The sequence below is a fragment of the Hyphomicrobium sp. ghe19 genome (genome assembly GCF_902712875.1).
Classification (GTDB): Bacteria; Pseudomonadota; Alphaproteobacteria; order Rhizobiales; family Hyphomicrobiaceae; genus Hyphomicrobium_B.
On record NZ_LR743509.1, the window covers coordinates 144,034 to 167,239 of the forward strand.

The following is a 23,206-nucleotide window of genomic DNA, read 5'->3' on the forward strand; positions in this document are numbered from 1 at the left end:
ACGACCGCGTCCGGGGACGAGCTGCTGAACTGAGGATCGTCATTCAGGGCGTCGTAGCGTTATGGCGACGTCACGACAACGCCGTAAGGCCAGACGTTCTGCTCGTTAGAGTCTGAGGTCTTCATACCGACGATGGTTGCCATGGCCATCTGCGCAACTCCGGTGTCAGCAGCCAAGCGGGGGCGCTGGGAACTTGGACCACTTATTCGGATACGATCAGACCGGTCCCGATGATCGGGGCGCACCCATCTGTGCGCAAGCGCGTAGAGCGCGTTCTTATTGCTTCAAAGGCAGGCCAACAAATATCGATCCATCCGTGACGCATATCTTTTTGCAGGAGGAGATATTTCCATGCAACCGCCGTGTCTGCAGTTTTTATCGGTGCGTCTGGCCGGGGGGCGTGGCCGACAGCGCCAATGCAGACACGGCTGGCTGCGGAGGCCCAGCGTCAGCTGGGGCCTAGTTCAACCGAACTTATCGTAACGAATGGCTTCTGGTGATAACTGCCCGTCCGAGATGAGAATACGCAACGCAGCGTCAACCATCGGAGGTGGACCGGCAAGATATGCAAGAGTGTTCTGATAGCGCCCCGCCATAGATGATGCCATAGCGGTATGAACGAATCCGCCCGCAAGCTGGATTTCATCATAGTTCGGATGGCGTGCCGTCTCAGGTGGTTCGTTAGAAAGCGCCAGTGTAACATCGAGATTACCTTGCGCTTTTCTCACGTACTTCGAGAGCTCATCGAGATAGAAGCCATCCTGCAAGGTCGGAACTCCGAAGAAGACGTGGCCCCGATGACTTGCGAAATGGTTCAATTGTGTCGCTCGCTCGAGGATGGACATCATGCCGGCGATGCCTGAACCCCCAGCCGCGATGATCAAATCTCTATCTTCTCCTGCCTCAAACGTGGCGCGCCCTAGCGGTCCAAAAATATCGATCTCAGTGCCATCGACCGGTTCGGAAAAAAGCCAATTGCAAAACCCACCGCCTGGTTTGCGCTTGACAACAAATTCGATCCGGCCGGTCCGGTCGGCGTAGTTGACCATCGAGTAGGCGCGCGCGCCGACGACCGATGGAGTACCGATAAGTGCGAACTGGCCAGCCTCAAAGGACATTGGAGTCGATAGATCGACAGCGAATTCCATGACGTCGCGAGTCAGTACGCGGCTATCGCATATCGTTCCTCTGAAGTTCGCCGGCGCGTCTTCGGTAGAGATCTGGGTTATTTTGGCTGGTACGCGCACGAGGCAATCGGACATTGCCTTCGCCTGGCACAGCAAGATGTCTCCCTTCTCTCTCTTTAGCTTCGCCAGCGCCGGAGACTCTTCCCAGCCGATAACGATTTCGCCCGTCATCAGCCGGCCGCGACAACTACCGCACGTGCCTGTTGCACACTCGTATGGGAGCGTCAGCCCCGATTTCAAGCCTGCGTGCAGCAGTGTTTCCCCATTTTCGCAGGGAAACTCGAACGCCCCAGTTGGAGTTTGAACAGTGATTGCCACACGATCTTCTGTTGCAGAAGATTCGGCCGGCAGCAGGTATTCAGCTTTGACTGAAGAAATCATCGTCGAATTCATCCCCGCTCTCAAATTCATAAACGAGCTCTTCAACCATGTTTACGAACAGTGCACCGTCCTCTTCCCGCGTTTCATAAAACTTCAGCGGCTTTTCGGTTTCTCCGATCATGTCGGTGGTACGAAGATCCCATGCCCAAAGATGTTTCGAGCACGTCAAAACGCAATTGGCGACAATTCCGGATTCGGCGAGCGGCTCTTCCATGTGCGGGCAAACCGGTGGAGTTGCCCTAAAACCCCCGCCGTAATTCGTAATAAGAACGTTTACCCCTCCGACGTCGAAGATCTTGACAGAATTCACGTCAACATCCCCGACGTCACAAACCTTCTTCCATGTCATGACAGCGCTCTTCCGTATCTTAGAGTGGCCAGTGCGAACCTTTGTCGAGCCGGCGATTTTCCAGTTTGAGCTCGCGCTTCAGGAAAACGCTCTTGCCGTTTTCCACTTTCAGCGTGTCAAGATATCTGCCGATCACGAATAGGCGGCTTTCGCCGGCGTCGATGTGCGAGTTGGTGCCATCCAACATGTTTTGGAAAATGATTACCGAGCTGACGGCCGTGGCCGTTTTGCCGTCTTCCGAGGGTGTCACCGAATAGACCGTCGTATGCCGATGCAGCGGCGAATGATCCGTGTTGTGCTTCGGGAGTAGATCGATGAGGTGATGCAGGTCCTTCTTGTTCGCCGCAAGATAGGTCATGTCGCAATTGATTTCGGGACTCCACGAAGTGATCGAGTACTCGAAAGACTCGTGGCAGAGCGACAGCCAGTCGTTCCACTTCTGATCGTCGAGTAGCCTAGTAGCTTCATAAATTGCGTCGCGAACGGTTTCGCACGTAGACACTGTCATCTCTCCAAAGATTAGGGTTTGGAGGAGAACGACAGAGTAGCTGTCGTTCTCCCGCCTTTGGTCACCGAACTGATGTAAAAGTTATTCTGCCGCTGTCGTAACCGATGCGGGCGACGAATACGGCTTATCGGGACTGCTCGGCAGTCTGTTCAGCCACCGGCCCCACTCATCGTAATAGTGCCGCATGCCATTTTCGTCATGGATCGTTTGATTTTCCTGGCGACCATGGAGCACGCGACGGGGCTCAGTTCCGGGATGCATCGTATTGCCCTGACCCTGAACGCCGATGAGATCTTCGTGCAGGTTTCGTCCGAATGGACCCCAGATCGAATTGTGGTGGTTGATCCGCGTCATGCGGTCTTCCTTCGAGTCACTCTTCAATCCGAGACCGCGGAATTCGATCATCGTCCTGTTCGGGCCGAGCGGGGTGACGACGTCGCAACGGAGCGCCGATCCTCGCAGGTTGAAGTTTATGCCCGGGAACAGGTCAATCATGTACCACTGGTTCGGCGGCAGATGAGGGAACGACAATGCGGCCCGGCTTTCGAAGCCTTCGTACTTATCGTAGTTCACCTCGAAGGTGCCGACGACGACGTGTCCGTTGTCGAACGCCTCGTTCTTGCGCGCGAAATAAGCGTCGTTAAAGCCCGTCACGCGGTTATGATAGTGCATGAAGTCGTGATAGAACTCGGCGTTGGTGTCATGCCAAAGCTTGTAGTTCGTATCGACGATCGCCTTATGATAGTGAAACACTTGAAGCGGCTCAGCTTCGAGAGACTTACGCAAGCACTCGAACGGCTTGCCGGCCCAGTCTTCGAGAGATGGGGCTTTATCGTTCAGATTGACCCAAACGAATCCGCCGAACTTCACTTCGCAACGAAGGCGGCGCAAGCCAACGTCGTCCTTGCAGAGGCGATCCTGGTAGCCTTCCTTTTCGCGGCTGACATAGACGCAGCCACCCTTCATGTCGAATTGCCAACCGTGGAACATGCACGTCATGCGCTTTGGGTTGCCTGAAGGTTGCCCCTCGAGGAAGCTACCAGAAGGACGGCGCTCGATCATCATGCCGCGATGTGGGCAAACGTTCAGGAATGCACGAACCTGGTTGTCCGGTCCACGGCAAACGATGATGGGCTCACGCGCAATCGACGTCGTACGGAAGTCGTAAGGCTTCGAAAGTTCCGACTCGTGACAGACCGGAATCCAAGTGTTCTTGAAAATCTTCTCGTTTTCTTCTTCGAAGATTTCATGGTCGCTATAGCAGCGGCTATCGATCCACTCTCCCTGCTGCAGCGGCGGCTTTGCCATCCACTGGTCATAAGTTCGTGCAGCCATTTCGATCCTCCTGATTGTTTTTGTTCTGCCCGATCGCACCATTCGGCGCGCTTGTGTCAATCAATAGCAGCCCCATGGCGGGTTGAGGAGGTTTGGGGGGATTAAAGTTCGTTATGCATATATAGGTCCGGGCCATGATATGCGCAGCATTCATGCGCGAAAACAATTTCGCCTTCGGCTTTCTTTTGGTCTCCATTATCGCTGTTTTGAAAGGTTGCGGGGTCGGAATACAGACCGTTCACGCAATAGATGCTCTGGTTCGCGCGTCTTCAACGCTGTGGTACTCTAGCATTGGTTCCGATGCTTCGGCGGACGGCCGGAAGGGACTCAGTTCAGTTTTGGATTGGTGCAGGCGAAGAAAAACGATTGCCGGAAGATCGTTGGTTTCCGGGTAAAAAAAAGTCCGAATGAATATTCGGACCGAGTCGCCTTGGAAGCGTTTGGAGAAAGAAGAGGTCGTGGGAGTTCTGGCTAATAAATGGAGTTTCAACATAATTGGAAACTCCGATTTCCTATATATGAATTGAAAGATTCAATAGCATTCCGGAAGTGGAAATGTAGCTGCCGAGACCCAACCGTCTACGACGCGTATTATGCCGACAATGTGAAGGTTTGCGCTTGGTTGGCGCATCCAGGATGCGCTTTCAGCGCCTGTTCTGCTTGCTAAGCCGAAGACCGGGCTACGTCCACAACGATCGCGGAGCCAACGACTACCAGCACGCAGGAGACAATAAGTTTAAGCACCTTCCCAGGAAGATGATGAGCGGCCGATGCACCAAGCCAGCAGCCGACTGATAACCCGACAGCCAACATGCCTCCGAGATAGAGATCAAGGGTTCCCAATGCCATGTTTGTTAGTGTTGCGACGATCGAAATGGGGAGCTGGATGACCTGACTCAGTCCGATGGCGCCAAGGACCGCCTGCTGTTGCCACATCAGAATCGGAACAAGCAGCAGGGGGCCGCCGGTGCCGCTAACCGTCGAGAAGAAGCTCGTGAAGGCGCCAGCCGTCGCCAGTCGTCGCGAAGACAGCGCCGTGGCCGATGGACTTTCGAGTACGCCGCTACCAAAGATAGCCTGAAGCCCTGATAGCGCTGCTAGAGCGCCTATCAAACATTTGAGGATCAGCGGGCTGACTTTCTGAACCATCAAGCTCCCAAATAGGGCTGCGGGAACGGCGGCTGCGACGAGAACTCCGGCGGATCCCCACGCGATGGATCCCTTCCTCGCAAATTGAACTGTTCCGACAATTCCCGTGAAGATGAAACCCATCAAGGCTGCGGCAATGGCGTACTGGATGTCGAGACCGGTCAGGTACGTAAGGGCGGGCACAACGATCACCCCCCCGATTCCGACGCTTCCAATCAAAAAACCGGCGATCAAGCCGATAGCGATAATCGGTGTCACGTTCCCGTCCTTGGCATCTCAAGACAGAGACAGCATAGACGACCCGACGACGGACCTAGAATTGGATGTTTCAATTTATAAGTAGGCAGCAGCTTGCGAATCTCTAGCGACCGACTGCACAAAGTCAGCCTTAATTCATGTGCTGCTGCGGAGCACACGCAACTCACTATGAGTTTGCCGCTCTTCGAGGAGAAATAATTCGAGCCGATATTATGATAGGGAGTTCCTTGGTGTGAACTCCAGAGAAGTGCAAATGACGCAGCACGTTCACGCCCGAGAGGTCCATCCGAATTAGGATGGACCTATGGTCTGATCCGAAATTTCAAATTTTTTCGGCCTCCGTTGCCCATCAGAGTGGCTGCGTCCTCGCAGAGTGAAACTGGAATCCGCCAGTGCTCAGCGCCGCATCCTATAAGTGGTTAGCCGTCAGTCTGCGGACAAAGACATTAGCAATAGCGCAACAAAAGGAAACAATATGTCTCGCAGTGCCAGCCCCGTAATTGACATGCGGAGCCGCCCGGCTTTTTTGCATAAATTCTTCGGCTCGACGCCATCCACACCGGAATACGAGGTCGTGCGCTGGCTCAACAAGCGGGTCGGCAGCAGAGATGTCGATCACTTCGCGCGCGCACGCGATGCGAAGGGGTTCGTCGCCGAGATGGACGCGGCTGGAATTACGGCTGCGGTGATGGTGGCCCGCAGCGTGCCCGGCGTGCGTGTCAGCAACGATGAACTTGCAAAGGTCGCAACGGTCGCTCCGGACCGACTGTTTGCTGTCGCCTCTGTTGATCCAATCGAGCTCGGAACTGCCAAGGCTGTCGAGGAGGTGACTCGCGCGGTGAAGGTACTTGGCCACAAAGGCATCAATATTGACGCCGGGTTTTATGCGGAACCCCTCAAGGCGCACGACGAACGATTGATGCCGCTTTACGAGAGCTGCCAGGCGCTCAACGTCCCGGCCTTTGTGATGTCAGGCCCAACAACGCCCGATCTCACATTCAATGATCCGTTCGCGATTGATATCGTCGCCAAAACGTTCCCGAAGCTCAAAATCGTTTGCTGTCACGGATTCTATCCGCGCGTTGCGGACATAATCACTGTCGCATTTCGCAACGAGAACATTTTTGTGTCGCCGGACATGTACACCTTTGCGCCGGGCGGCAAGCTCTACGTAGAGGCGGCGAACGGCTTTATGAAGGACCAGTTCTTGTTCGGTAGCTCGTATCCGTTCCGGCCGATGAAGCAGGGCGTTGAAGATTTTCAGGCGCTCGGCCTCTCTGATGAAGCTTATGCGGCCGCGACGTATCAGAATGCCCAACGCATTTTCGGTGTCACCGTGGATGCCGGTGTGACCGTAGATGCATGAGGCGTCGGTGCTCGACGTTTGAGCACGCCATGCAAATCGTCCAAGCGCGGAAAAAAGCGACCGCGCTTGGACGGCAACGAGTGCGTCCTAACCTACATTCAGCGTCAGGTATGGGCGCACCATATTGTTGGAGTCTTGCAACAATACGGACAGTTCGCGCAGGAGCCTTCGTCAGCTATTCGTCTTTTGCAATTGCGCGATTTAGAAGTCCTGAGGGAACACGATCCGTGCGGTATGTGACCGACGTGTGCTGAATGAATGCTGGCCGAATCCGAATATGCCGATCGACTCTTCGCTGTCGCTGCCAAGTCTAGGTGAGAACGCACGCGGTCAGTCGACCCAGGTCATTGATCCAAACGGCATCATTACCAATCTCAACTACGACGATTTCGACCGTTTGCTCACGGTCGCGGTGAATCCTGGCGCGTCGGAGGCCGTGACGATGATGACGTACGATGCGGCAGCCGACATCGCCAACATCAGCCTCGTCTGCCCCGCGCAGGGTTGTGATCTTCACAAGAATGTAACCCTGCAGGCCTGCACGTCTGGAGGCGTCCGCGGGGGCTCACAGGGTGCCAATTAAAAGTTTTCCTTCTTGGTCTTAAGCCAAGTCCGGGCGGACGAGTGAGCGCCAGCTTGCAACACAAGAGCGCGCGATAATTCTGCCAATTCTGTCCTTGGCCAAACGATGGGCCGTACACAACGGCGGTGGCGTGATGCGGGTTGAAAACGCAAAAGTGGAAAGGCATCGAACGTTCCTGAAGGAGAAATACCGCCCGCCAAATAAGGGCGGCAACACCGGCGCATTGCACCTTCACGTGCTAGAGGTGAACGGCGAGAGCTATTCCTCCCTCAATGCTGGCAGTCAAAAATTTGTATCCAAGAATGATACGGCGTCGTTCGAATTGGAATGGGACGACACTCGCAAGTACCGCAACATCCAGGGCGAGATCATCAGCGTCCGCGATATGAACGGCAAGCTAGTGATCCGACAGATTGGGGCTTTCAAGAAGTGGCGCACTGCGAAAGCAAGGACACCAGTCTCGCGGCGCGAAGAACGAGGCTAACAGCCTTCTGCAACGGTATTGGCCGAAATCAAGCCCCCGTGGCGTAGGAAATTTTTTCTGCCAGATGCATATCGCTCATCACCGAATTGCAGTCGTCGAAGCCCGGGCCGGAATCGATCTGCCTCGCCGAACCACCAATGTCCGCAATTGGGGGAGTGACGGTGTGAGAACTCGAAAGTCGGCTATGGTCTTAAAGTCCGGCGCCGAGCCGCCGGTGAGCCACATCAGCTCGACGTCACGCACCGCTTCGACAGCCGGAGCGCTCGGCGACGGCCGCCATCGCAGTGGGTCGCATTCGAGGTGCCTGCTATCGTCGATGAGCAGACCTTCAATGCCGTCCAGGCCCTGCTGCAAAGCCGAAGCCCCAAGCGGCTGGCGCCTCGCGTTGTCAACGGGCCGACGCTCCTTGCCGGCATGGCGCGCTGTGGCATTGCGGGGCAGCGCTCATCCAGAACACCGGCAAGGGCGGTCTCTATCGCTACTACTGCTGCTCGCGCAAACTCAAGGAGGGAGCCACCGCCTGCACGGGCATGCGCATCCAGATGGACCGTCTGGACCAAATCGTCATCGATCAGGTGAGCAGCCGTATTCTGCAACCCGATCGGCTGCATGATCTTCTGAACGCCTACCTGCAATCAGCCAATAGCAGATCAACCGAAAGCAAGGAACGGATCGGCCGGCTCCGCCACGCTCACAAGGATGCCGAAGCCGCCATTACCCGTCTCCTGACCCTGGTCGAGCAGGGGGCATGGCGGCTGAAGACCCGAGCCTTCGAGAGCGTCTCGTTGGTCTCAAGGTGCAGCGCGACGAGCTTGCCGTGGAAATTGCCGAGCTGCAGAAGCGCGTTGCGAATGGCGAGCAACGATCACGCCGGAAAAGCTCGCCCGGCTCGCTGTCCTGCTGAGAGACAAGCTACAGAATGGTCCGTCCGAGCTGAAGCAAGCCTACGCCCGGCTCGCGGTTCGCGAAGTTACGGTCACGGACAAGGACATCCGCATATCCGGCTCGAAGGCCGTCCTGGCCAAAGCCGCATCGCAGGGCCTCGATCAGACGGCGCCCGCAGTTGTCCGGGAATGGCGCGCCGGGAAGGATTCGAACCCACGACCCCCAGATTCGTAGTCTGCTTTTCTAAAGGAGGGTGGTAAGAAGCTTTTCGAGCTGCAAACCAAGCTGGTTGCACGCCCACGCAACCAACTGCCGATAGGGTGATTGGTAGGGTGATTTGTCAGGCATTTAGATTTTTTCCGAGACGTATCAATCTGTTGGCCATGAGGGAGGCGGCCTCCCTCTCCGTCAATGTTCTTAAACTCGCACGATTGATCCCACAGAGCTTCACTGGCCTTCGGTTTGTCTCGCCGCACTATGCTGTGCTGCCGAAAATAGCTGTCGGGTGTGAGCTTTGGCCTGACGATCGGGTGCATCCCTTGGCATGAGCTATTGCGTCTTCATGCATCGGTCTGACTCGATTTACGACGATAGCCCGGCTGAGCGGTACCAATTTCCCAAGCAATATGTCGGTCGCGCCGAGGGAAGTATTGAGGATTGGGTCGTCTACCTGGAGCCAACGAAGGTCGCTGGCACGCGGGGCTACTTCGCAATTGCGCGGGTGGAGCAAATAATACCAGACCCGAAGGCCCCCGAAATGTTTCTGGCGCTGATCGAGCCGGGGTCCTATCTCGACTTCGCTCGCCCGGTTCCGTTCAGCGATGCCGATGGCCCGATCGAGCGTGGATTGCTCAACGAGCAAGGAAAGCTCTCGGGTCGCGCTCAGGCGGCGGTTCGCCCGATTTCGCCTCAAGACTTTAATAGCATCATCGAGCGCGGTCTTGATGATCATGAACCGCTGCTCCCGCGAGCGGGCGCACCAGAGCCCGTCACCGGCTTCGAAGAAGGGCAGACAACTTATATTTTTGAGCAACAGCGCGATCGCGTGGAGCTGCTCACCTCGCGAGTTGTGCGCGATCGTGTGTTTCGAAAGATTGTGCTGCGCGCTTATAGCGAACGCTGCGCAGTGAGTGGGCTGAGGCTTATCAACGGTGGAGGACGTGCGGAGGTAGACGCCGCGCATATTCGGCCCGTTCAGGCCAATGGGCCGGATGTCGTGAATAACGGTCTAGCTCTGTCGGGCACGGCTCATTGGATGTTCGACAGAGGATTAATCAGCTTGGGCGACGATCTGGAAATCTTGATCTCACGCCAAGTGAACGACGTGGATGGCATTCGAGCCTTCATCAATCGGACGGGGTTCGCATTTGCTCCGGATCGCGTCGGGGATCGACCGCATCCGCATTTTCTAGCATGGCATCGAGAGAATTGCTTCAAAAGCTGACTTCGCTTGCCGACTGCTATTCTCTCGATCGCGAAAATGTTGTGGGTCCGTTTCCAATACAATGCAAACGCCGTGGGCGCGGGGTTGACGTTGGAGGAATGTTTGCCGGTTGGCAAAGCCGTCGATGCGTACACTTCCGCCGGCGGAACGTGATCGGTCTTGTTTGGCAGCGTTTCGCGGGAACTTCTTAAGGCTGTGACGTCTCCTGTGAGAACGGTGCAATCACCGCTTCCGTATGCGCTTTGCGCATCGGCAAAGTTTGGGATTGAAATTCGGGAAGCCCTTCCTCCGATTTCATCGACGGGCGGTCGGTCTTGTTACAAGCTGATCGCGGAAAGGCTTTTCCAGATTGTGTATGCGGTGACCACGAAGATGAGTGCCGCGAATACGATCGTCAGTATTCCCTGCTCTTTGGCTAGGTGGCTGGCAACGTGGGTGCCACCCATCCTCCGACAAGGCCGCCAGCGATGAATACGAGTGCGAGCGGCCAATTGACGAGGTCGGAATAGGCATGATTCATCGCGGTCGTGAGCCCGAACGCAGTGACGGCAATCAGCGACGTGCCTACCGCGTTCAGGATCGGCATCCCCGCCGAACCAACGAGACCCAGCACGATGAGAAAGCCGCCGCCGATTTCGAAGAACCCGGGGAAGTGTCCGGTGCCAAGGCCGTAGCCGAAACCCAGGCTCCGACCGTGGAGGTTTCTACTGGAGCAGCAGCCTCCGCGAGGATTGTTTGGGTGAAGACGCGCTAGCGAGCGTCTTTGGGACGGCCGTTCAACCCCTTATTTACTTTCGCGCGTGTCGAGCCGAGGCATTCATGCGGCCGTCGGTGTCCAGCTTGAAATCGGGCGTCTCGACGGGATAAAAAGCCCTTAAGCGCCGTGGTTGTGCCGTTTCCCTTTTACGAGATGCCTTCAACGGACAAACAGGACCTAACGTTTACCCCATTCGGCAAGTTCGGGGCACGACTCAGCCGCATTATGTCTCCCAGTTGGCAGAATGAGGGCCATACAGGGCGACGTCTTGGTTCTTTCGAACTGGGCATCATCTGGTAATAGATGGCGCGTCTGGCGAAGTTGGAAATGATGAGAGCGACATGAACGAAATTTCTAAGTGCCCGGTGCACGGAACGCCGAAGGGTAAAACGCTGCGTTCCAGATCCAATTTGGATTGGTGGCCGGATCACCTCGATCTTAAGATCCTGCACGGCAACAGTTCGTTGTCCGATCCCATGGGAAATGGTTTCGACTACTCCGCCGAGTTCAAGTCGCTCGATCTCAATGCCGTCATCAAAGACCTGCATGCGTTGATGACGGATTCGCAAGATTGGTGGCCAGCCGACTTCGGCCACTACGGCGGTCTTTTCATTCGCTTGGCGTGGCATAGCGCCGGTACGTACCGTATCACCGACGGACGAGGCGGTGCGGGCGGTGGCCAACAGCGGTTCGCTCCTTTGAACAGCTGGCCGGACAACGCTAATCTCGATAAGGCACGCCGTCTGCTTTGGCCCATCAAGCAGAAGTATGGACGCAAGATCTCGTGGGCGGACCTCTTTGTTCTCAGTGGCAACGTCGCTCTGGAATCCATGGGTTTTAAAACCTTCGGCTTCGCTGGCGGCCGGGTGGATACCTGGGAACCGGAAGAACTGTACTGGGGCCCCGAGGGGACCTGGCTCGGTGATGAACGCTACAGCGGCGAGCGTGAGCTGAGCGAACCCCTTGGCGCGGTCCAGATGGGTTTGATCTACGTCAACCCTGAAGGACCGAATGGAAATCCCGATCCGGTAGCGTCGGCGAGGGACATCAGAGAAACGTTCTTCCGCATGGCCATGAACGATGAGGAGACCGTTGCGCTTATTGCCGGCGGTCACACGTTCGGCAAAACGCATGGCGCGGGCGATCCGTCCTTTATCGGAGCGGACCCGGAAGCCGGAGCCATCGAGAATCAGGGCCTCGGCTGGAAGAGCACTCATGGGACCGGTTTCGGTGCCGATGCGATCACCGGGGGACCCGAAGTGACGTGGTCGCAGACTCCGACGAAGTGGAGCAATCACTTCTTCGAGAATCTTTTCCAGTACGAATGGGAGCTTGAGAAAAGTCCCGCCGGTGCGTTCCAATGGCGGGCAAAGAACGCGGAAGCGTCGATTCCCGATGCATACGACCCGAAGAAAAAGCATGTGCCGACCATGCTGACGTCGGATCTCGCGCTTCGCTTCGATCCCGCCTACGAAAAGATCTCACGCCGTTTCTACGAGAATCCGGACCAGTTTGCCGATGTATTCGCTCGCGCGTGGTTCAAGCTTACTCATCGCGATATGGGACCGGTTTCCCGCTATCAGGGACCTTTGGTTCCAAAAGAAACGTTGATCTGGCAGGATCCGATCCCGGCGGTCGATCATGAGCTGGTGAGTGAATCGGACGTCGCGGACCTCAAGGCCAAAATCCTTGCTTCCGGCTTGACGGTTCAACAGCTCGTGTCGACAGCATGGGCTTCGGCCTCGACGTATCGCGGTTCCGACAAGCGTGGCGGTGCCAACGGTGCGCGAGTTCGGCTTGCGCCGCAGAAGGACTGGGAGGTCAACCAGCCGGCGCAGCTCGCATTGGTGTTGTCGAAGCTGGAAGAGATCCAGGCGACATTCAACGGCGCTCAAAAGAGCAAGAAGGTCTCGCTCGCGGACTTGATCGTTCTGGGCGGTTGTGCGGCGGTTGAAAAGGCTGCGAAGGACGCGGGCGTCGACGTCTCCGTCCCCTTCACACCCGGCCGTACAGATGCGTCGGCGGATCAGACAGATGTTCAATCCTTTGCGCCACTCGAGCCGCGCGCTGATGGATTCCGGAACTACATCAGTAGCAAGCGGCAATTCATGAACCCGGAGGAAGCGCTGGTCGATCGCGCGCAATTGCTCGGCCTCACGGGTCCGGAGATGACGGTGATCCTCGGCGGCTTGCGCGTCCTCGGTGCAAATGCCGGTCAGTCGAAGCACGGAGTGTTCACGAAGTCGCCGGGCACGCTGACCAACGACTTCTTCGTGAACCTGCTCGACATGGCTACGGAATGGCAGCCGGCAGGCGAGAACTTGTTTGAAGGACGGGATCGCAAGACGAAAGCGGTCAAGTGGACCGCGACGCGCGTCGATCTGATTTTCGGATCGCATTCCCAGCTACGCGCATTCGCGGAGGTCTATGGATGTGCCGATTCTCGCGGCAAGTTCGTCAACGACTTCGCGTCAGCATGGGCCAAAGTGATGAATGCCGACCGTTTCGACATTCATAAGAAAGCCTAGATGGGTCGCACGTACCTGCCGGCGGAAATTGATCTCGACTGATCAGATCCGTAATCATCAAAAGAAGCGGTCGACACATACTCGTCGGCCGCTTTTTTTGTGGGGGGCGCTGCCAAGCAATAACTTCGCGGTTGCCGTCATGATGCAGACTGATCGCGCGTTCCGTAGTGCCCCACTGGAAGCGCCCTGATGCTGATCTTCCGGACCGAATGCCAAACCGCCACCGTCTATTTCAGTCAGCGGCAGGCGCATCTCGTTGAACGCGAGTTGCTCTTCGACGCGCACATTGCGTTCGCGTTCCCGCCGAGCGTTGCGAACCTTGCGAAGCTTGTCGACGTTTGCGGCACCACGCCAAAATGACTCGTCGCATAATGACGATTGGTCACGCGACATAGTCTGCCGAAGGAACGCTCGACCTCGTCGCCGTCGACGCGCGGGGTATCGTTAGAAATCCCTTATTTTATCGGATCAATTTGATGCTTTGATCCGTCGTCAGCTTCCCGCTTTTCATCGCGAGTCAGCAGATCCAAGTCCATCCATCTGCGGCAATCGTGATCGCTAGTGCCCGATTCTAAGCACATTCTGATGTTGAACGTGCAAGAAACCACGGGGGATTTCTCTAGTGAAACATCGATTTGTGCTGATTTTCATGGCGGCAGCCATGGCGACTATCTGTGTGCACCGCGCCGAGGCGGCGTCTGTCAAAATTGCTGGCCAGTCGATGAGCTGCGGCTCAACGCCTGTGTTTTCGGATTCCAGTCTTCCGATGGAAGGAAGGTTCGTCCCGGGCAGGGGAATCTATATTAACCACACGCTCATGCAGAAGCAGCCGGCGGCGGTTCGCATGTTCGTGTTCAAACACGAATGCGCCCACAAATCCGTTGGCGGAAATGAACTCGCCGCAGACTGTGGCGCTGCCCAAGCGGGCGCGCGTGAAAAATGGCTAACGCCGGCGGGCGTCGACACCGTGTGCAAGGCATTGGCCGGCGAGCGCGCAGGCGGAGGGTATCCGTCTGGGGCCGCGCGATGCGCGAACATTCGAAAGTGCTACACCAATTCGTCCGAAAAAATTGTATTTGAAAAATCCAACACGCAGAAGGCGTCCGGCAGCGGACATCTGCGGTCCGGATATTGAAATCGGCTTAGAGAGGTGGCGGACGGAATTCTTTCTGTCCGCCACTTCGGTACTGATTTAGCGGCGGAGGCCACCTCGGAAGCCGCCTCTGAAGCCACCGCCCCTGAAGCCACCGAAGCCGGCGCGGTGGAATCCGGCGCCCCTCCAGCCGTAACCTCCTCGCCAACCAGCGCCCCTCCAGCCGTAACCTCCTCGCCAACCAGCGCCCCTCCAGCCGTAGCCTCCTCGCCAACCGGCGCCTCTCCAGCCCCAGCCAGCAGCTCTCCAACCCCAGGGTCTACGCCAACCCCAGCCCGCGCCTCTCCAACCCCAGCCAGCTCTCCAGCCCCACGGTCTGCGCCAACCCCACCCCCAGCCAGCGGCAACCGGGTAGGTTGATCTCCAGCCATAACCGGCGCCGCCCCAACCCCAGGGTCTGCGCCAGCCATAGCCGGCAGCTACCGGGGCCGCACCGCTCCAGCCATAACCTAGGCCGAGACCGCATGCTTCTGCTGACGTTGTGATTGCGCCCCCGCCAAGCGCGAGCGCCATTGCACATATGGCAATTTTTATTTTCGATGCAGTTCTGATAGCCATTGATTTGCTCCTTGAGCCACCCGAGGGCCTTTGCCACTCTTCGCGCAAACCGGCGCTATACCTCGCAGTTCCCGCGTTCTTTTTTTTATGCTTAACCAATAGAATGCTCATCAATTTGCGGCAGCGCGCTTCGTGCGCAAATGTTCAAGAAAGATCGATTTTGTCGGGGCTTTAAGCGATTGCACGATTTCCCGTCCGACGGGGCGAACGGCTCAAAAAGGCTGATGTCGGTAGCGGTCGCGGCGCTATTGATCGAACGCGAAAATCCGCTTCCAATCATGCTTCATGCTGACGACAATCCAGCCATTGCTTTTGGCCTCGTCCATCAGTGCGTCAGTGAATGTTCCGACTTTTGATTGAGGCCCGTAAGCGTATTCACGTTCGGCATCGTCGTGGTGCACGAGCAGCATCAAGCGAGCGCCGCCGCCAGCCTGGGTGTATTCCAGCATCTCTCTGTCGCCGATCGAGTTCCCAAAGGCGGCAACGGGGCGCCGCCCGACGACGAAGTGGATGCCTTCGGGTTTGCCGGCCTTGTCATCATTGAGAAGAAGTTTCGGGACCTTGGTGAGGACGGGCTTACCATCTGCGTCGTAGCCGAATTCTGTCGCGCCAGCGCTGCCGACCACCTGTTCCGGCGGCACGCCATAAACTCTCTGGGCGTATACGCGTACGAAATCCTGGCCACCGCCGGTAACGAAATAGGTCTTGTAGCCATTGTCACGGAAGAGGCGCATCACTTCGAGCATCGGCTGATAGGTGAGATCCGTGTACAGCCGCTTGAAACGGGGGTGTTTGGCCTCTTCGATCCACGTTTTCACTTCGGCGTTGAAGGCTTCGACCGTCATGCCGGAGAGGGTGGCAGCGAGGATCTTCAAGAGATCCTCTTTCGGCAACTTCGCCATTGCTTCCCGGTCGCCGGACAGCACGGTCTTGAAGGGTTCGATGGATTTCAGTTCCGGCTTTTTCTCGGCCAGCGCCGCGACACGGTCCAGGCAGTACATCACCTGCGCGTACATTGGCTGCTCGACCCACGTCGTGCCGTCCTGATCGAACGTCGCGATCCGCGCCTCGGGCGATACGAACTTAGGATTCGCCGGGTCTGTTGTAGCTTTTACGAATTCGATGATCGCCGTTTTGGCTGGACCCTCGTTCCAGGATGGTAGCGGATCGGCCGCCTGGGCCAGCAATAAGGATGGCAGGAACAGCAGACCCACGAGCGTGCAGAAGGCCAGCAAGACCGTTCGCAAGCGGCGATCATTGCGCTGCATGATGTCGATCTCCGATCTCCGGTCGCGGCCGCTAGCAGCCGATTCCGAGAAACGTGAGATCATATTCGTTGCTGGGTGCGGTCGCGCGATCAAGAACGATTGTTTCGTTAATAAACTGCATCCGGCACCTATCGTCCGCGCGGTCGGTCGACTGGGCTTTCTCAGAAATGCAATGTCGTGCCTATGACCGGGCCTTGCTGGAGGACATCGAATTTGTATTCGGTATTTCCAGAGCCTTGCGAATAATCGACGGACAGCGCGCGATAGCCAAGATAGCCGTCGATAACGTAACCGCTCGACGTGCACATTTTCCAATTATAGGTGGCGAGAACTTGCCAAGATGCTTCGCTGCCTGCGCCGAAGCCTCCGACGTCAGCGCGCACCATGATTTCTTCTCCCGGTGCAATCTGATTGCGCAGACGCGCCCCAATAAACGGATCGACCCAGTCGACGGACCCTGATCGCGCCGTGACGCGATTGCCGGAGACAGAAAGGTCGCCGATATTCACGCTGGCCGAGACGTTAGCGGAAATATCCGCGTCCTGATGCCAGTAGCGGCCGCCGGCGAGAAGATCGAGAGAGGTCGATCCCGTCGCAATCGGGTTCTGGCCAGACCAGACTTCATAGGCGCCGCCGAATTCGACGATCACCTGCTCGTAGTCGACGGAAACGGCGCCTCCGAGCGAGGAGTCAATTATTTGGCGATCGGATGCACGAGCAAAATTTTTCGCGCCAGTGATGTTGGCATACACAATGTCATTGAAGAGACTTACGGGACCGTTGCGCGCCTCCGCGTAGCTCATCCACGCCGGTAGCGTCGACCAGTCGAGATGGCTGAAAATTTCGCCTGGGTTGGCGTTCACATCGAAGGCGCGGCCCCTAACCGCCATGTTTCCCGACATCCACGGTATCCAGCCGTAGGTCGTGAAGACGAAGGTCCATTCGCTCATCGGAGCGAGAGTGCGTTGTTCCATGCTTCCGAGATCGGCTGCTGCAGCCGTGCCTGCGGAGTTGGAAGTCAGAAAAGCTAGGGAAGAGGCCAACAATATGTTCTTGGCGATGAAATTCATTTTCTCGGACCCGTGCAGAATGGAAATTTTCAAATCAATTTCGCAACTATACCATCGGTGTACGGAACGAACGTCGCTGCTCCGCCACAGCCATCGTGCCGGATGCAAGAAATCAAAGGTCAGGAACAGATTCAGTCGATCTTCGCCGCGAGCAAAAGCGCGATGCGAATATCCTCATTCGTAGACTCAACCGGACGATAACGGGGCATGGCGCGATAGATACGCGGAGCCCTGCTCATCAAGCGATAGCTTCCAAGCTCCGGTTCCAGTGAAGCGCGCTGGTGCGGGCGAACACTTTCGGGTGTTCGCCTTCGGTCTGCAGCTCCGTATCGCGAATGTCTTGCTCGGTCAGATGCGGCGCGCATAGCTCGATGAAGCGATAGACGTAGCCGCGCTGCAGCCGCCCACGGCGGATGGCGATGCTCGTCGTGCTCGGCGCGATTGGCTCCGCGCAGTCGATGACGCTGATACCCACATCGCGAGCGGCATCGTATGCCATTGGTGCGACGATCCCGATGCCCAAGCCCGATACGACATAGGCCTTGATGACGTCTGCATCGAGGGCCGTCATCGTAATATGCGGTACGACGTTGGCGTTTTCGAAAGCTTCGTCGATACGCGGGCGCCCGGTGATGCCGGTGTCATATGTGATGATTGGATACTGAGCGATCTCTTCGAGAGAGACGCCTTTGCGGCTTTCTAAAGGATGGCCGGCAGGCGCGATGACTATGTGAGTCCACGCATAGAATGGGAGCGTGAGGATGTCGTCGATACCGGCAAAGACATCGGTCGCTATGCCGATGTCGGCCTCGCCCGCGAGCAGGAGCGATGCGATATCCTTCGGATTTGCCTGCCGCAGGTCTAGCCGCACCGCCGGAAAGCTCTCCTTGAATTTAACGACGACGCCCGGGAGAGCGTAGCGCGCTTGCGTGTGCGTCGTCGCAATTTGCAGGACGCCCTGATCCTCCACGGCAAATTGTGCGGCGGCCTGCTTGATGTTGTCGGCTTCAAAGAGAACGCGCTCCGCCATTCGGGCAACGTTGGCGCCGAGATCTGTCAGGCCCAGGAGACGCTTGCCGCGACGGACGAAGAGAGGGGACCCGAGCTCTTCCTCAAGCTCCCGGATCTGCTTGCTGACGCCCGACTGGGAAGCATAAATAGCGTTTGCGACGTCTGTTATATTGAACTTGTACCGGATCGCTTCCCGGAGAATTCGCAACTGCTGGAAGTTCATCGCCCCTCGCTCAACGCATGCACGCCCAGTCCGCGATCGCCGGCCGATCACGCGTGCAGCCCATTCCGGCTTATTGGTCTATGCCATAAGTTATGTCCTCTCTCGGCCAAGCCAATGAACTTCTTCTTCTTTTGATATTCATTTCGCAATAGCTGCGCGGCGGCTCGCGTGTGCGAGCGCATGGCGCCGCGAGAGTTCGATCGCATTTTTTTCTGATCGATAAATCGGATTTTTTGCTGTTATTGTAGAAGGCACATTTTTTCAGTTCTATTGCACCAGAAGTAATATTCTTAGAGCCAACTTCGTAATATGCATTGTTGAAAATGTAATAACGAAGGAGGCGACGAATGAAGCGGAATCTGACTTTCGTCATGGTGTCACTTGGACTCCTCTCGGCTGCTGCGATGCCAGCCGCGGCCGGACAACGAGCAGGCGCAGATAACTCCAACGGTTCGCTGACCGCTTGCAGTCGATATGGGAACGGCTGCTACACAGCCGGCTTGCGCCGCGGCGACGGTGGGCGGCAACTCGTTCTGCGCCACGGAACGCGCATCGATTGCGGCCGCGATTGCCGCGGGACGCTCCGCGAGGCAACGGTCGATTTCTGGGATACGATGCGCGAGAACGGCGGCTGAGCTCAAGCCGAAGCGCTTTGTGGAAAATTCGAGGGCCGCATCAGATTAGGATGCGGCCCTCGTTCGTGATCGCATGAGGAGAGAAGCCTAGACGGGGTGAAAAGACTTTCCCTCTTCGATCAAAACTTGATCTGTGCGCCAGCCGTGATGAACTGAATGGAGTCGATACTCGCGTCCCGCGTGGCCGTTCCATTCGTCGTCGTCACGTCGAGCTGAACATGCTTGTAGTCGAGGTAGAGATCGACCACTTCGCTGAGGTTCTGGTTGAGGCCGATGCTCCAACCCTGAATTTGCGAGTTGGCCACCTGATTGAAGCCGGTGCCAAGGGTCGACGCGTTGATAATGCCTGAGCCAGTAGCACTCGTCGTGTAACCGGCGCCGCGATCGAGATTGAAGTACTCGCCGAAGAGCGTGGTCTTACCGATCGGAAGGAACTTGCGTTCGATACCGGCCTGCAGAGTCCAGAAGCTGGTGTTATCGTCGACGTTGCGGCCATAGAGGTCATCGAGACCGGCGTCATGAAGGCGGCCGTAGGCACCGGAGGCGTAGAGGCCGGTCTCAACATGCAGGATCGATCCGCTGAGGCCAATCTCGCTCGTGTCGCCCACACCACGCGAAACCGCAGAGGTATGATCGGCCGATCCGAAATCGTTCGATTCCGTGTAGGCGATGCCGCCAGCCAGTTTGAAGCCCGAGAACTCTCCGGTGTAGCGAAGTGCAACGTTCCAGATATCGTCTTCACCCCAGGCTGCCGATCCGGTGAAGCCAGCGATGGTCGGCGTCTCGTATTTGACGACGTTGAAGCGGTGTCCTTCACCGGGGGCTGCCTGCTGGGCACCCGGTGCCACGAACTGGCCGTAACGTACGTTGCTCAAGACGCCGTCCTTACGACGGACGTAGAAGCCGGAGCCGCCATCGCCGAACGTGTTGCCCCAGCTGTTGGTGTAGGCAAAGTGATTGGTATTCGCGAGATTGATCTCGGTAATACCGTCAGCTGCGTCCGACGTCTGTCCGACCCAGACTTTTCCGTACTCTTTTCCGGCGAGATACCAGGCGCTATGACGAACGCTCACGCCATTGTCACTGCTTGGACCGTTTTGGCTTGAACGATCTTCGCGCGCGCCGCGCACGCCGAGTTCAAGCAGGTAGCCAGCGGTCCAGCCTTTCGTAATTTCGGCCTGCCCGACGAAGCGGAAACGGTCCTGCGCCGTCTCGTTCGTGACGATGTAGGCGTTGCGCTCGCGTCCGTCGTCCCAACCTACCAAGGCTTCGTTGACGAAGCCGGAGACCGTGAGCGACACTTTGCGGTTACCCTTGCGGGCTGTCGTCGCCTCGAGCTCAGCGACGCGTTCTTCGAGGTCAGCGCAGCAATTCCCCCCGAGATCTGCGGCTGATGCAGGCGCGGTGCCCGCAAACGCTAGTCCAGCTGCAGCGATGCCGGCAGCGATGCCCGCTCGTTTGTTAGTCCCCCCGAACATTCCAATACCTCCAAGGTAAATACCAATCGTTCGGCGCCTCAAGACGTTCACCCACTCGTGGGAGAACTTGGTCATCCGGGTTGATTGGCACTTTCCCCTAAGTGCCGGTCACCGCCGGATAAGGCCCGATGGAGGACAAATAGAGCTGAGGGAAATTCGGATATGAAATGAGAAGATTTCCAACGCATAGGAATGCGCCGGTGCTTTGCTTAGAACGAAAGGAGGATTGCGGAAACGACTGCTCGTTTTGCGATTTCCATATCGCGAACCGAACAAAGCGAGGGCTTGCTAGCGGTTTCTTTCTGCATAAGCAGCGGCGACAAGTCTTATGTTGGATATTTGGTCGTGTTCCAGAAATATAGAAACGACTTTTCGTCTCGATGCATTTTGTTGGCCAGCAGAACACAGAGCATGTTGTGCTTGAATGGGCCAAAAGTTGTGGCGGTGATGTCACGGTTTTTCGCGCGGACGCGGTGTTGGCGCGCATGGGGGCGCACTTCAATGGGGACGATAAGCGCAGTCGTGGAATGCGGATCCGTCAAGGACGCGTGTGCGCTAGCCTCGGCCGATCATCCGGCTGCGTTTGGGAATGATGCGCGACGCGCACGCGTTCGTGCGTCAAATTCGAGACGTCGTGCGATGTGGTGCGGCCCGCGTCTCTATAGATATAGAAATGCAGCGGGGCGGCCACCTCCCATCTTTGAGAGTTGGCCGCCCCGCGTGTCAGCAAATATCAGTGAGCGTCGAGGCTCGGTGCGTCGATACCTTCAGGTGCCTGCTCTCCAGGCGATCTCTTTCACGGTTATCGCCTTGGGCAAAAGGCCTAGAGCAAAGAACTTATCTGCGATGCTCTGCTGTTCCGCTATAACGGCGTCATCGATTGGTTTGATGCCGTAGGACTGACGCTTCAGCGCGGCTTCCAAAATCGGGGCTGGTATTCCGATCGGCGCGCTCAGCTGCGCCGCCGCTGCTTTTGGATCGGCTTTTACCCAGTCATCGACGGCCCTCAGCTCCGCGAGAACGACGTCGATGGCCTTGGCGTTGGGGCCGACGTAGGACTTACTCGCGAGGTAGAACTGGTGATTGGATACGATGTTTTTGCCATCGGTCAGGACGCGTGCCTCGGTTCCCGCCTGGGCGGAAGCGTAGAATGGATCCCAAATTGCCCAGGCATCGACCCTGCCGGTTTCGAAAGCCGCGCGTGCATCGGCCGGGGCGAGATGAACCGGTTCATACTCCCCGTATTTGATGCCGGCCTGTTCCAAGGCCTTCACCGCGAAGTAGTTCGAATTGGAGCCCTTTGCGTAGGCAATTTTCTTGCCCTTGAGGTCCGCGACCGATTTGATCGGGCTGTCTTTCGGAACGAGAATGGCCTCTCCTTCGGGCGCCGGCGGCTCGTTTGCGACATAAACGATTGAACTGCCTCCCGCCTGCGCAAAGATGGGCGGCGCCTCGCCGGTATGTCCGAAGTCGATTGCTCCGGCGTTGATCGCTTCCAGCAGCGGGGGGCCGAAGGGGAATTCGGCCCACGTGACCTTATAGCCGATAGCGGCGAGCTTGGGCTCGAGCGTTCCCTTTGCCTTGAGGAGAATTGCGTTGCCGTACTTTTGGTATCCGATGCGGATGACTTTGTCTTCGGCATTGGCCGCCGGGCCGCCGAGGTTGGCCGCGAATGCGCCGAGCGCAAGGGCGCCAAGTGTCCTGCGAGAAACGATCATGACGTGCGATCCTCTTTTTCCCAAAATTCGAATGCCGCCGATCAGAGATGGCTGCGCACATCTTGCAGGCTGAAGTGGATGGCAGTGATCGTCTACGAAGTATTTCCGCATTCCTTATTCGGGCTTGCGGATTCTTTCGGCGGAAAAGCCGCATGCCGAGAAGCTGACGATAGAGGAATCCCGACGCGTTCGATCGCGTCGCGCAAAACATCGTGCGGCTCAGGATGCTGTGTTCAGCCGAGGCCCTCTTGTTTCAGTGCAATGTCCACCGTGGGGCGAGCGCGCATGTGTTCGGCAAGGCTCTTCAGCGGCTTCGGAAGGTCAATTCCGTTCTTCGCAGCCCAAAGCAGCATGACGAAAAGATACGCGTCGGCGACGGTTGCATGCTCGCCGAAGAGGTAGGGGCCTACGGTCCGTGCAGCGGTGAAGTCGAATCTCTTGCGGATCGCGTCGAAGGCTTTCGCCTTGTCCTTCTCGGTTGTCGCGGGATTGAAAAGCGGCCCGAAGGATTTATGTATTTCACTCGAGATGAAGGACAGCATCTCAAGAAGTCTGTAACGACCGAACTGGCCAGGCGCCATGAGGGCCCGGTATTTGTCGGCGACGTAACTCAGAATGGCGATGTTCTCGGTGAGGACGTCGCCATCATCGAATTGAAGTGCCGGGACGTAGCCTTTTGGATTGATATCGAGGTACGAGCGACCATCGTCGACCTTATGGGTTTTGAGATCCACTTTCGCGAGGTCGAACTTCATTCCTGCTTCGATCAATGCGATGTGGTCGGAAAGACTGCAGGCTCCGGGTGAGTAATACAGGATCATGGATTTGCTCCTTGGTTCGCCAACCCGCTTTAGGGGAAAGCCGTTCCAAGCATCTTT

At 57.0% G+C, this 23,206-nt stretch carries 20 protein-coding genes; 8 read left to right on the forward strand and 12 right to left on the reverse strand.

The features are described 5' to 3' along the window. Positions 1 to 464: 464 nt before the first annotated feature. From AACL53_RS00660 to AACL53_RS00680, 5 genes are all read right to left on the reverse strand, one after another. The gene (locus AACL53_RS00660; protein ID WP_339081441.1) at positions 465 to 1,580 is read right to left on the reverse strand and encodes a 2Fe-2S iron-sulfur cluster binding domain-containing protein; all 1,116 of its coding nucleotides are present in this window, start codon (positions 1,578 to 1,580) and stop codon (positions 465 to 467) included. Then, positions 1,546 to 1,917, reverse strand: a complete 372-nt coding sequence (locus AACL53_RS00665; RefSeq protein ID WP_339081443.1) for a Rieske 2Fe-2S domain-containing protein — start codon at positions 1,915 to 1,917, stop codon at positions 1,546 to 1,548. Before AACL53_RS00665 ends, AACL53_RS00660 begins: the two co-directional genes overlap by 35 nt. A gap of 19 nt (positions 1,918 to 1,936) precedes the next feature. Continuing rightward, complete coding sequence (locus AACL53_RS00670) at positions 1,937 to 2,419, reverse strand: aromatic-ring-hydroxylating dioxygenase subunit beta (RefSeq protein ID WP_339081445.1); 483 nt, start codon at positions 2,417 to 2,419, stop codon at positions 1,937 to 1,939. An 87-nt stretch (positions 2,420 to 2,506) separates the two neighbouring features. After that, positions 2,507 to 3,760: an aromatic ring-hydroxylating dioxygenase subunit alpha gene (locus AACL53_RS00675; RefSeq protein WP_339081447.1), complete on the reverse strand. Its 1,254-nt coding sequence runs from the start codon at positions 3,758 to 3,760 to the stop codon at positions 2,507 to 2,509. 663 nt (positions 3,761 to 4,423) lie between these two features. Beyond that, positions 4,424 to 5,167 carry a sulfite exporter TauE/SafE family protein gene (locus tag AACL53_RS00680; RefSeq protein ID WP_339081449.1) on the reverse strand — a complete coding sequence of 248 codons (744 nt, stop codon included), beginning with the start codon at positions 5,165 to 5,167 and terminating at the stop codon, positions 4,424 to 4,426. 475 nt (positions 5,168 to 5,642) lie between these two features. On the opposite strand from AACL53_RS00680, the gene AACL53_RS00685 reads away from it, so the two are divergent. The 5 genes from AACL53_RS00685 (at position 5,643) to AACL53_RS00705 (ending at position 9,929) form a co-directional block, all read left to right on the forward strand. Next, positions 5,643 to 6,533 carry an amidohydrolase family protein gene (locus AACL53_RS00685; RefSeq protein WP_339081451.1) on the forward strand — a complete coding sequence of 297 codons (891 nt, stop codon included), beginning with the start codon at positions 5,643 to 5,645 and terminating at the stop codon, positions 6,531 to 6,533. A gap of 277 nt (positions 6,534 to 6,810) precedes the next feature. After that, positions 6,811 to 7,116 carry an RHS repeat domain-containing protein gene (locus AACL53_RS00690; protein WP_339081453.1) on the forward strand — a complete coding sequence of 102 codons (306 nt, stop codon included), beginning with the start codon at positions 6,811 to 6,813 and terminating at the stop codon, positions 7,114 to 7,116. A gap of 133 nt (positions 7,117 to 7,249) precedes the next feature. Next, the gene (locus tag AACL53_RS00695) at positions 7,250 to 7,600 is read left to right on the forward strand and encodes a hypothetical protein (protein ID WP_339081455.1); all 351 of its coding nucleotides are present in this window, start codon (positions 7,250 to 7,252) and stop codon (positions 7,598 to 7,600) included. Positions 7,601 to 8,348: 748 nt separating this feature from the next. After that, entirely contained in the window at positions 8,349 to 8,504 is a 156-nt protein-coding gene (locus AACL53_RS00700) for a hypothetical protein (protein WP_339081457.1), read from the forward strand. Positions 8,505 to 9,029: 525 nt separating this feature from the next. After that, the gene (locus AACL53_RS00705) at positions 9,030 to 9,929 is read left to right on the forward strand and encodes an HNH endonuclease (protein ID WP_339081459.1); all 900 of its coding nucleotides are present in this window, start codon (positions 9,030 to 9,032) and stop codon (positions 9,927 to 9,929) included. Between the two features lie 415 nt (positions 9,930 to 10,344). Here the strand turns inward: AACL53_RS00705 and AACL53_RS00710 are convergent, their stop codons facing one another. Further along, positions 10,345 to 10,614, reverse strand: a complete 270-nt coding sequence (locus AACL53_RS00710; protein ID WP_339086846.1) for a sulfite exporter TauE/SafE family protein — start codon at positions 10,612 to 10,614, stop codon at positions 10,345 to 10,347. A 413-nt stretch (positions 10,615 to 11,027) separates the two neighbouring features. On the opposite strand from AACL53_RS00710, the gene katG reads away from it, so the two are divergent. Next, positions 11,028 to 13,214: a catalase/peroxidase HPI gene (gene katG / locus AACL53_RS00715; protein ID WP_339081461.1), complete on the forward strand. Its 2,187-nt coding sequence runs from the start codon at positions 11,028 to 11,030 to the stop codon at positions 13,212 to 13,214. A gap of 189 nt (positions 13,215 to 13,403) precedes the next feature. Beyond that, positions 13,404 to 13,574 carry a hypothetical protein gene (locus AACL53_RS00720; protein WP_339081463.1) on the forward strand — a complete coding sequence of 57 codons (171 nt, stop codon included), beginning with the start codon at positions 13,404 to 13,406 and terminating at the stop codon, positions 13,572 to 13,574. A gap of 1,596 nt (positions 13,575 to 15,170) precedes the next feature. Here the strand turns inward: AACL53_RS00720 and AACL53_RS00725 are convergent. The 3 genes from AACL53_RS00725 to AACL53_RS00735 all read right to left on the reverse strand — a co-directional run bounded on the left by AACL53_RS00725 (position 15,171) and on the right by AACL53_RS00735 (position 18,497). After that, complete coding sequence (locus AACL53_RS00725) at positions 15,171 to 16,193, reverse strand: HAD family phosphatase (protein WP_339081465.1); 1,023 nt, start codon at positions 16,191 to 16,193, stop codon at positions 15,171 to 15,173. A gap of 161 nt (positions 16,194 to 16,354) precedes the next feature. After that, a complete protein-coding gene (locus tag AACL53_RS00730) occupies positions 16,355 to 17,167 on the reverse strand; it encodes a hypothetical protein (protein ID WP_339081467.1) in 813 nt (270 codons plus the stop codon). Positions 17,168 to 17,501: 334 nt separating this feature from the next. After that, complete coding sequence (locus tag AACL53_RS00735; protein ID WP_339081469.1) at positions 17,502 to 18,497, reverse strand: LysR substrate-binding domain-containing protein; 996 nt, start codon at positions 18,495 to 18,497, stop codon at positions 17,502 to 17,504. 347 nt (positions 18,498 to 18,844) lie between these two features. Here AACL53_RS00735 and AACL53_RS00740 point away from each other — a divergent pair, with 347 nt between their 5' ends. Beyond that, positions 18,845 to 19,132, forward strand: coding sequence for a hypothetical protein (locus tag AACL53_RS00740; RefSeq protein WP_339081471.1), 288 nt, complete (start codon positions 18,845 to 18,847; stop codon positions 19,130 to 19,132). Positions 19,133 to 19,251: 119 nt separating this feature from the next. Here AACL53_RS00740 and AACL53_RS00745 read toward each other — a convergent pair whose 3' ends face one another. The 3 genes from AACL53_RS00745 to AACL53_RS00755 form a co-directional block, all read right to left on the reverse strand. After that, complete coding sequence (locus AACL53_RS00745; RefSeq protein ID WP_339081473.1) at positions 19,252 to 20,610, reverse strand: porin; 1,359 nt, start codon at positions 20,608 to 20,610, stop codon at positions 19,252 to 19,254. Between the two features lie 767 nt (positions 20,611 to 21,377). Further along, a complete protein-coding gene (locus AACL53_RS00750) occupies positions 21,378 to 22,328 on the reverse strand; it encodes a sulfonate ABC transporter substrate-binding protein (protein ID WP_339081475.1) in 951 nt (316 codons plus the stop codon). 233 nt (positions 22,329 to 22,561) lie between these two features. Beyond that, complete coding sequence (locus AACL53_RS00755) at positions 22,562 to 23,149, reverse strand: glutathione S-transferase N-terminal domain-containing protein (RefSeq protein ID WP_339081477.1); 588 nt, start codon at positions 23,147 to 23,149, stop codon at positions 22,562 to 22,564. Positions 23,150 to 23,206: the final 57 nt, after the last annotated feature.

Excerpts from the sequence above, each read along its gene's own strand:
- AACL53_RS00705 (WP_339081459.1), top strand. The coding sequence starts at position 9,030 with ATGAGCTATTGCGTCTTCATGCATCGGTCTGACTCGATTTACGACGAT.
- AACL53_RS00695 (WP_339081455.1), top strand. The coding sequence starts at position 7,250 with ATGCGGGTTGAAAACGCAAAAGTGGAAAGGCATCGAACGTTCCTGAAG.
- AACL53_RS00725 (WP_339081465.1), bottom strand. The coding sequence starts at position 16,193 with ATGCAGCGCAATGATCGCCGCTTGCGAACGGTCTTGCTGGCCTTCTGC.
- AACL53_RS00665 (WP_339081443.1), bottom strand. The coding sequence starts at position 1,917 with ATGACATGGAAGAAGGTTTGTGACGTCGGGGATGTTGACGTGAATTCT.
- AACL53_RS00740 (WP_339081471.1), top strand. The coding sequence starts at position 18,845 with ATGAAGCGGAATCTGACTTTCGTCATGGTGTCACTTGGACTCCTCTCG.
- AACL53_RS00660 (WP_339081441.1), bottom strand. The coding sequence starts at position 1,580 with ATGAATTCGACGATGATTTCTTCAGTCAAAGCTGAATACCTGCTGCCG.
- AACL53_RS00675 (WP_339081447.1), bottom strand. The coding sequence starts at position 3,760 with ATGGCTGCACGAACTTATGACCAGTGGATGGCAAAGCCGCCGCTGCAG.
- AACL53_RS00750 (WP_339081475.1), bottom strand. The coding sequence starts at position 22,328 with ATGATCGTTTCTCGCAGGACACTTGGCGCCCTTGCGCTCGGCGCATTC.
- AACL53_RS00735 (WP_339081469.1), bottom strand. The coding sequence starts at position 18,497 with ATGAACTTCCAGCAGTTGCGAATTCTCCGGGAAGCGATCCGGTACAAG.
- AACL53_RS00700 (WP_339081457.1), top strand. The coding sequence starts at position 8,349 with ATGGCGGCTGAAGACCCGAGCCTTCGAGAGCGTCTCGTTGGTCTCAAG.
- AACL53_RS00745 (WP_339081473.1), bottom strand. The coding sequence starts at position 20,610 with ATGTTCGGGGGGACTAACAAACGAGCGGGCATCGCTGCCGGCATCGCT.
- AACL53_RS00690 (WP_339081453.1), top strand. The coding sequence starts at position 6,811 with ATGCCGATCGACTCTTCGCTGTCGCTGCCAAGTCTAGGTGAGAACGCA.
- katG (WP_339081461.1), top strand. The coding sequence starts at position 11,028 with ATGAACGAAATTTCTAAGTGCCCGGTGCACGGAACGCCGAAGGGTAAA.
- AACL53_RS00685 (WP_339081451.1), top strand. The coding sequence starts at position 5,643 with ATGTCTCGCAGTGCCAGCCCCGTAATTGACATGCGGAGCCGCCCGGCT.
- AACL53_RS00720 (WP_339081463.1), top strand. The coding sequence starts at position 13,404 with ATGCTGATCTTCCGGACCGAATGCCAAACCGCCACCGTCTATTTCAGT.
- AACL53_RS00755 (WP_339081477.1), bottom strand. The coding sequence starts at position 23,149 with ATGATCCTGTATTACTCACCCGGAGCCTGCAGTCTTTCCGACCACATC.
- AACL53_RS00730 (WP_339081467.1), bottom strand. The coding sequence starts at position 17,167 with ATGGAACAACGCACTCTCGCTCCGATGAGCGAATGGACCTTCGTCTTC.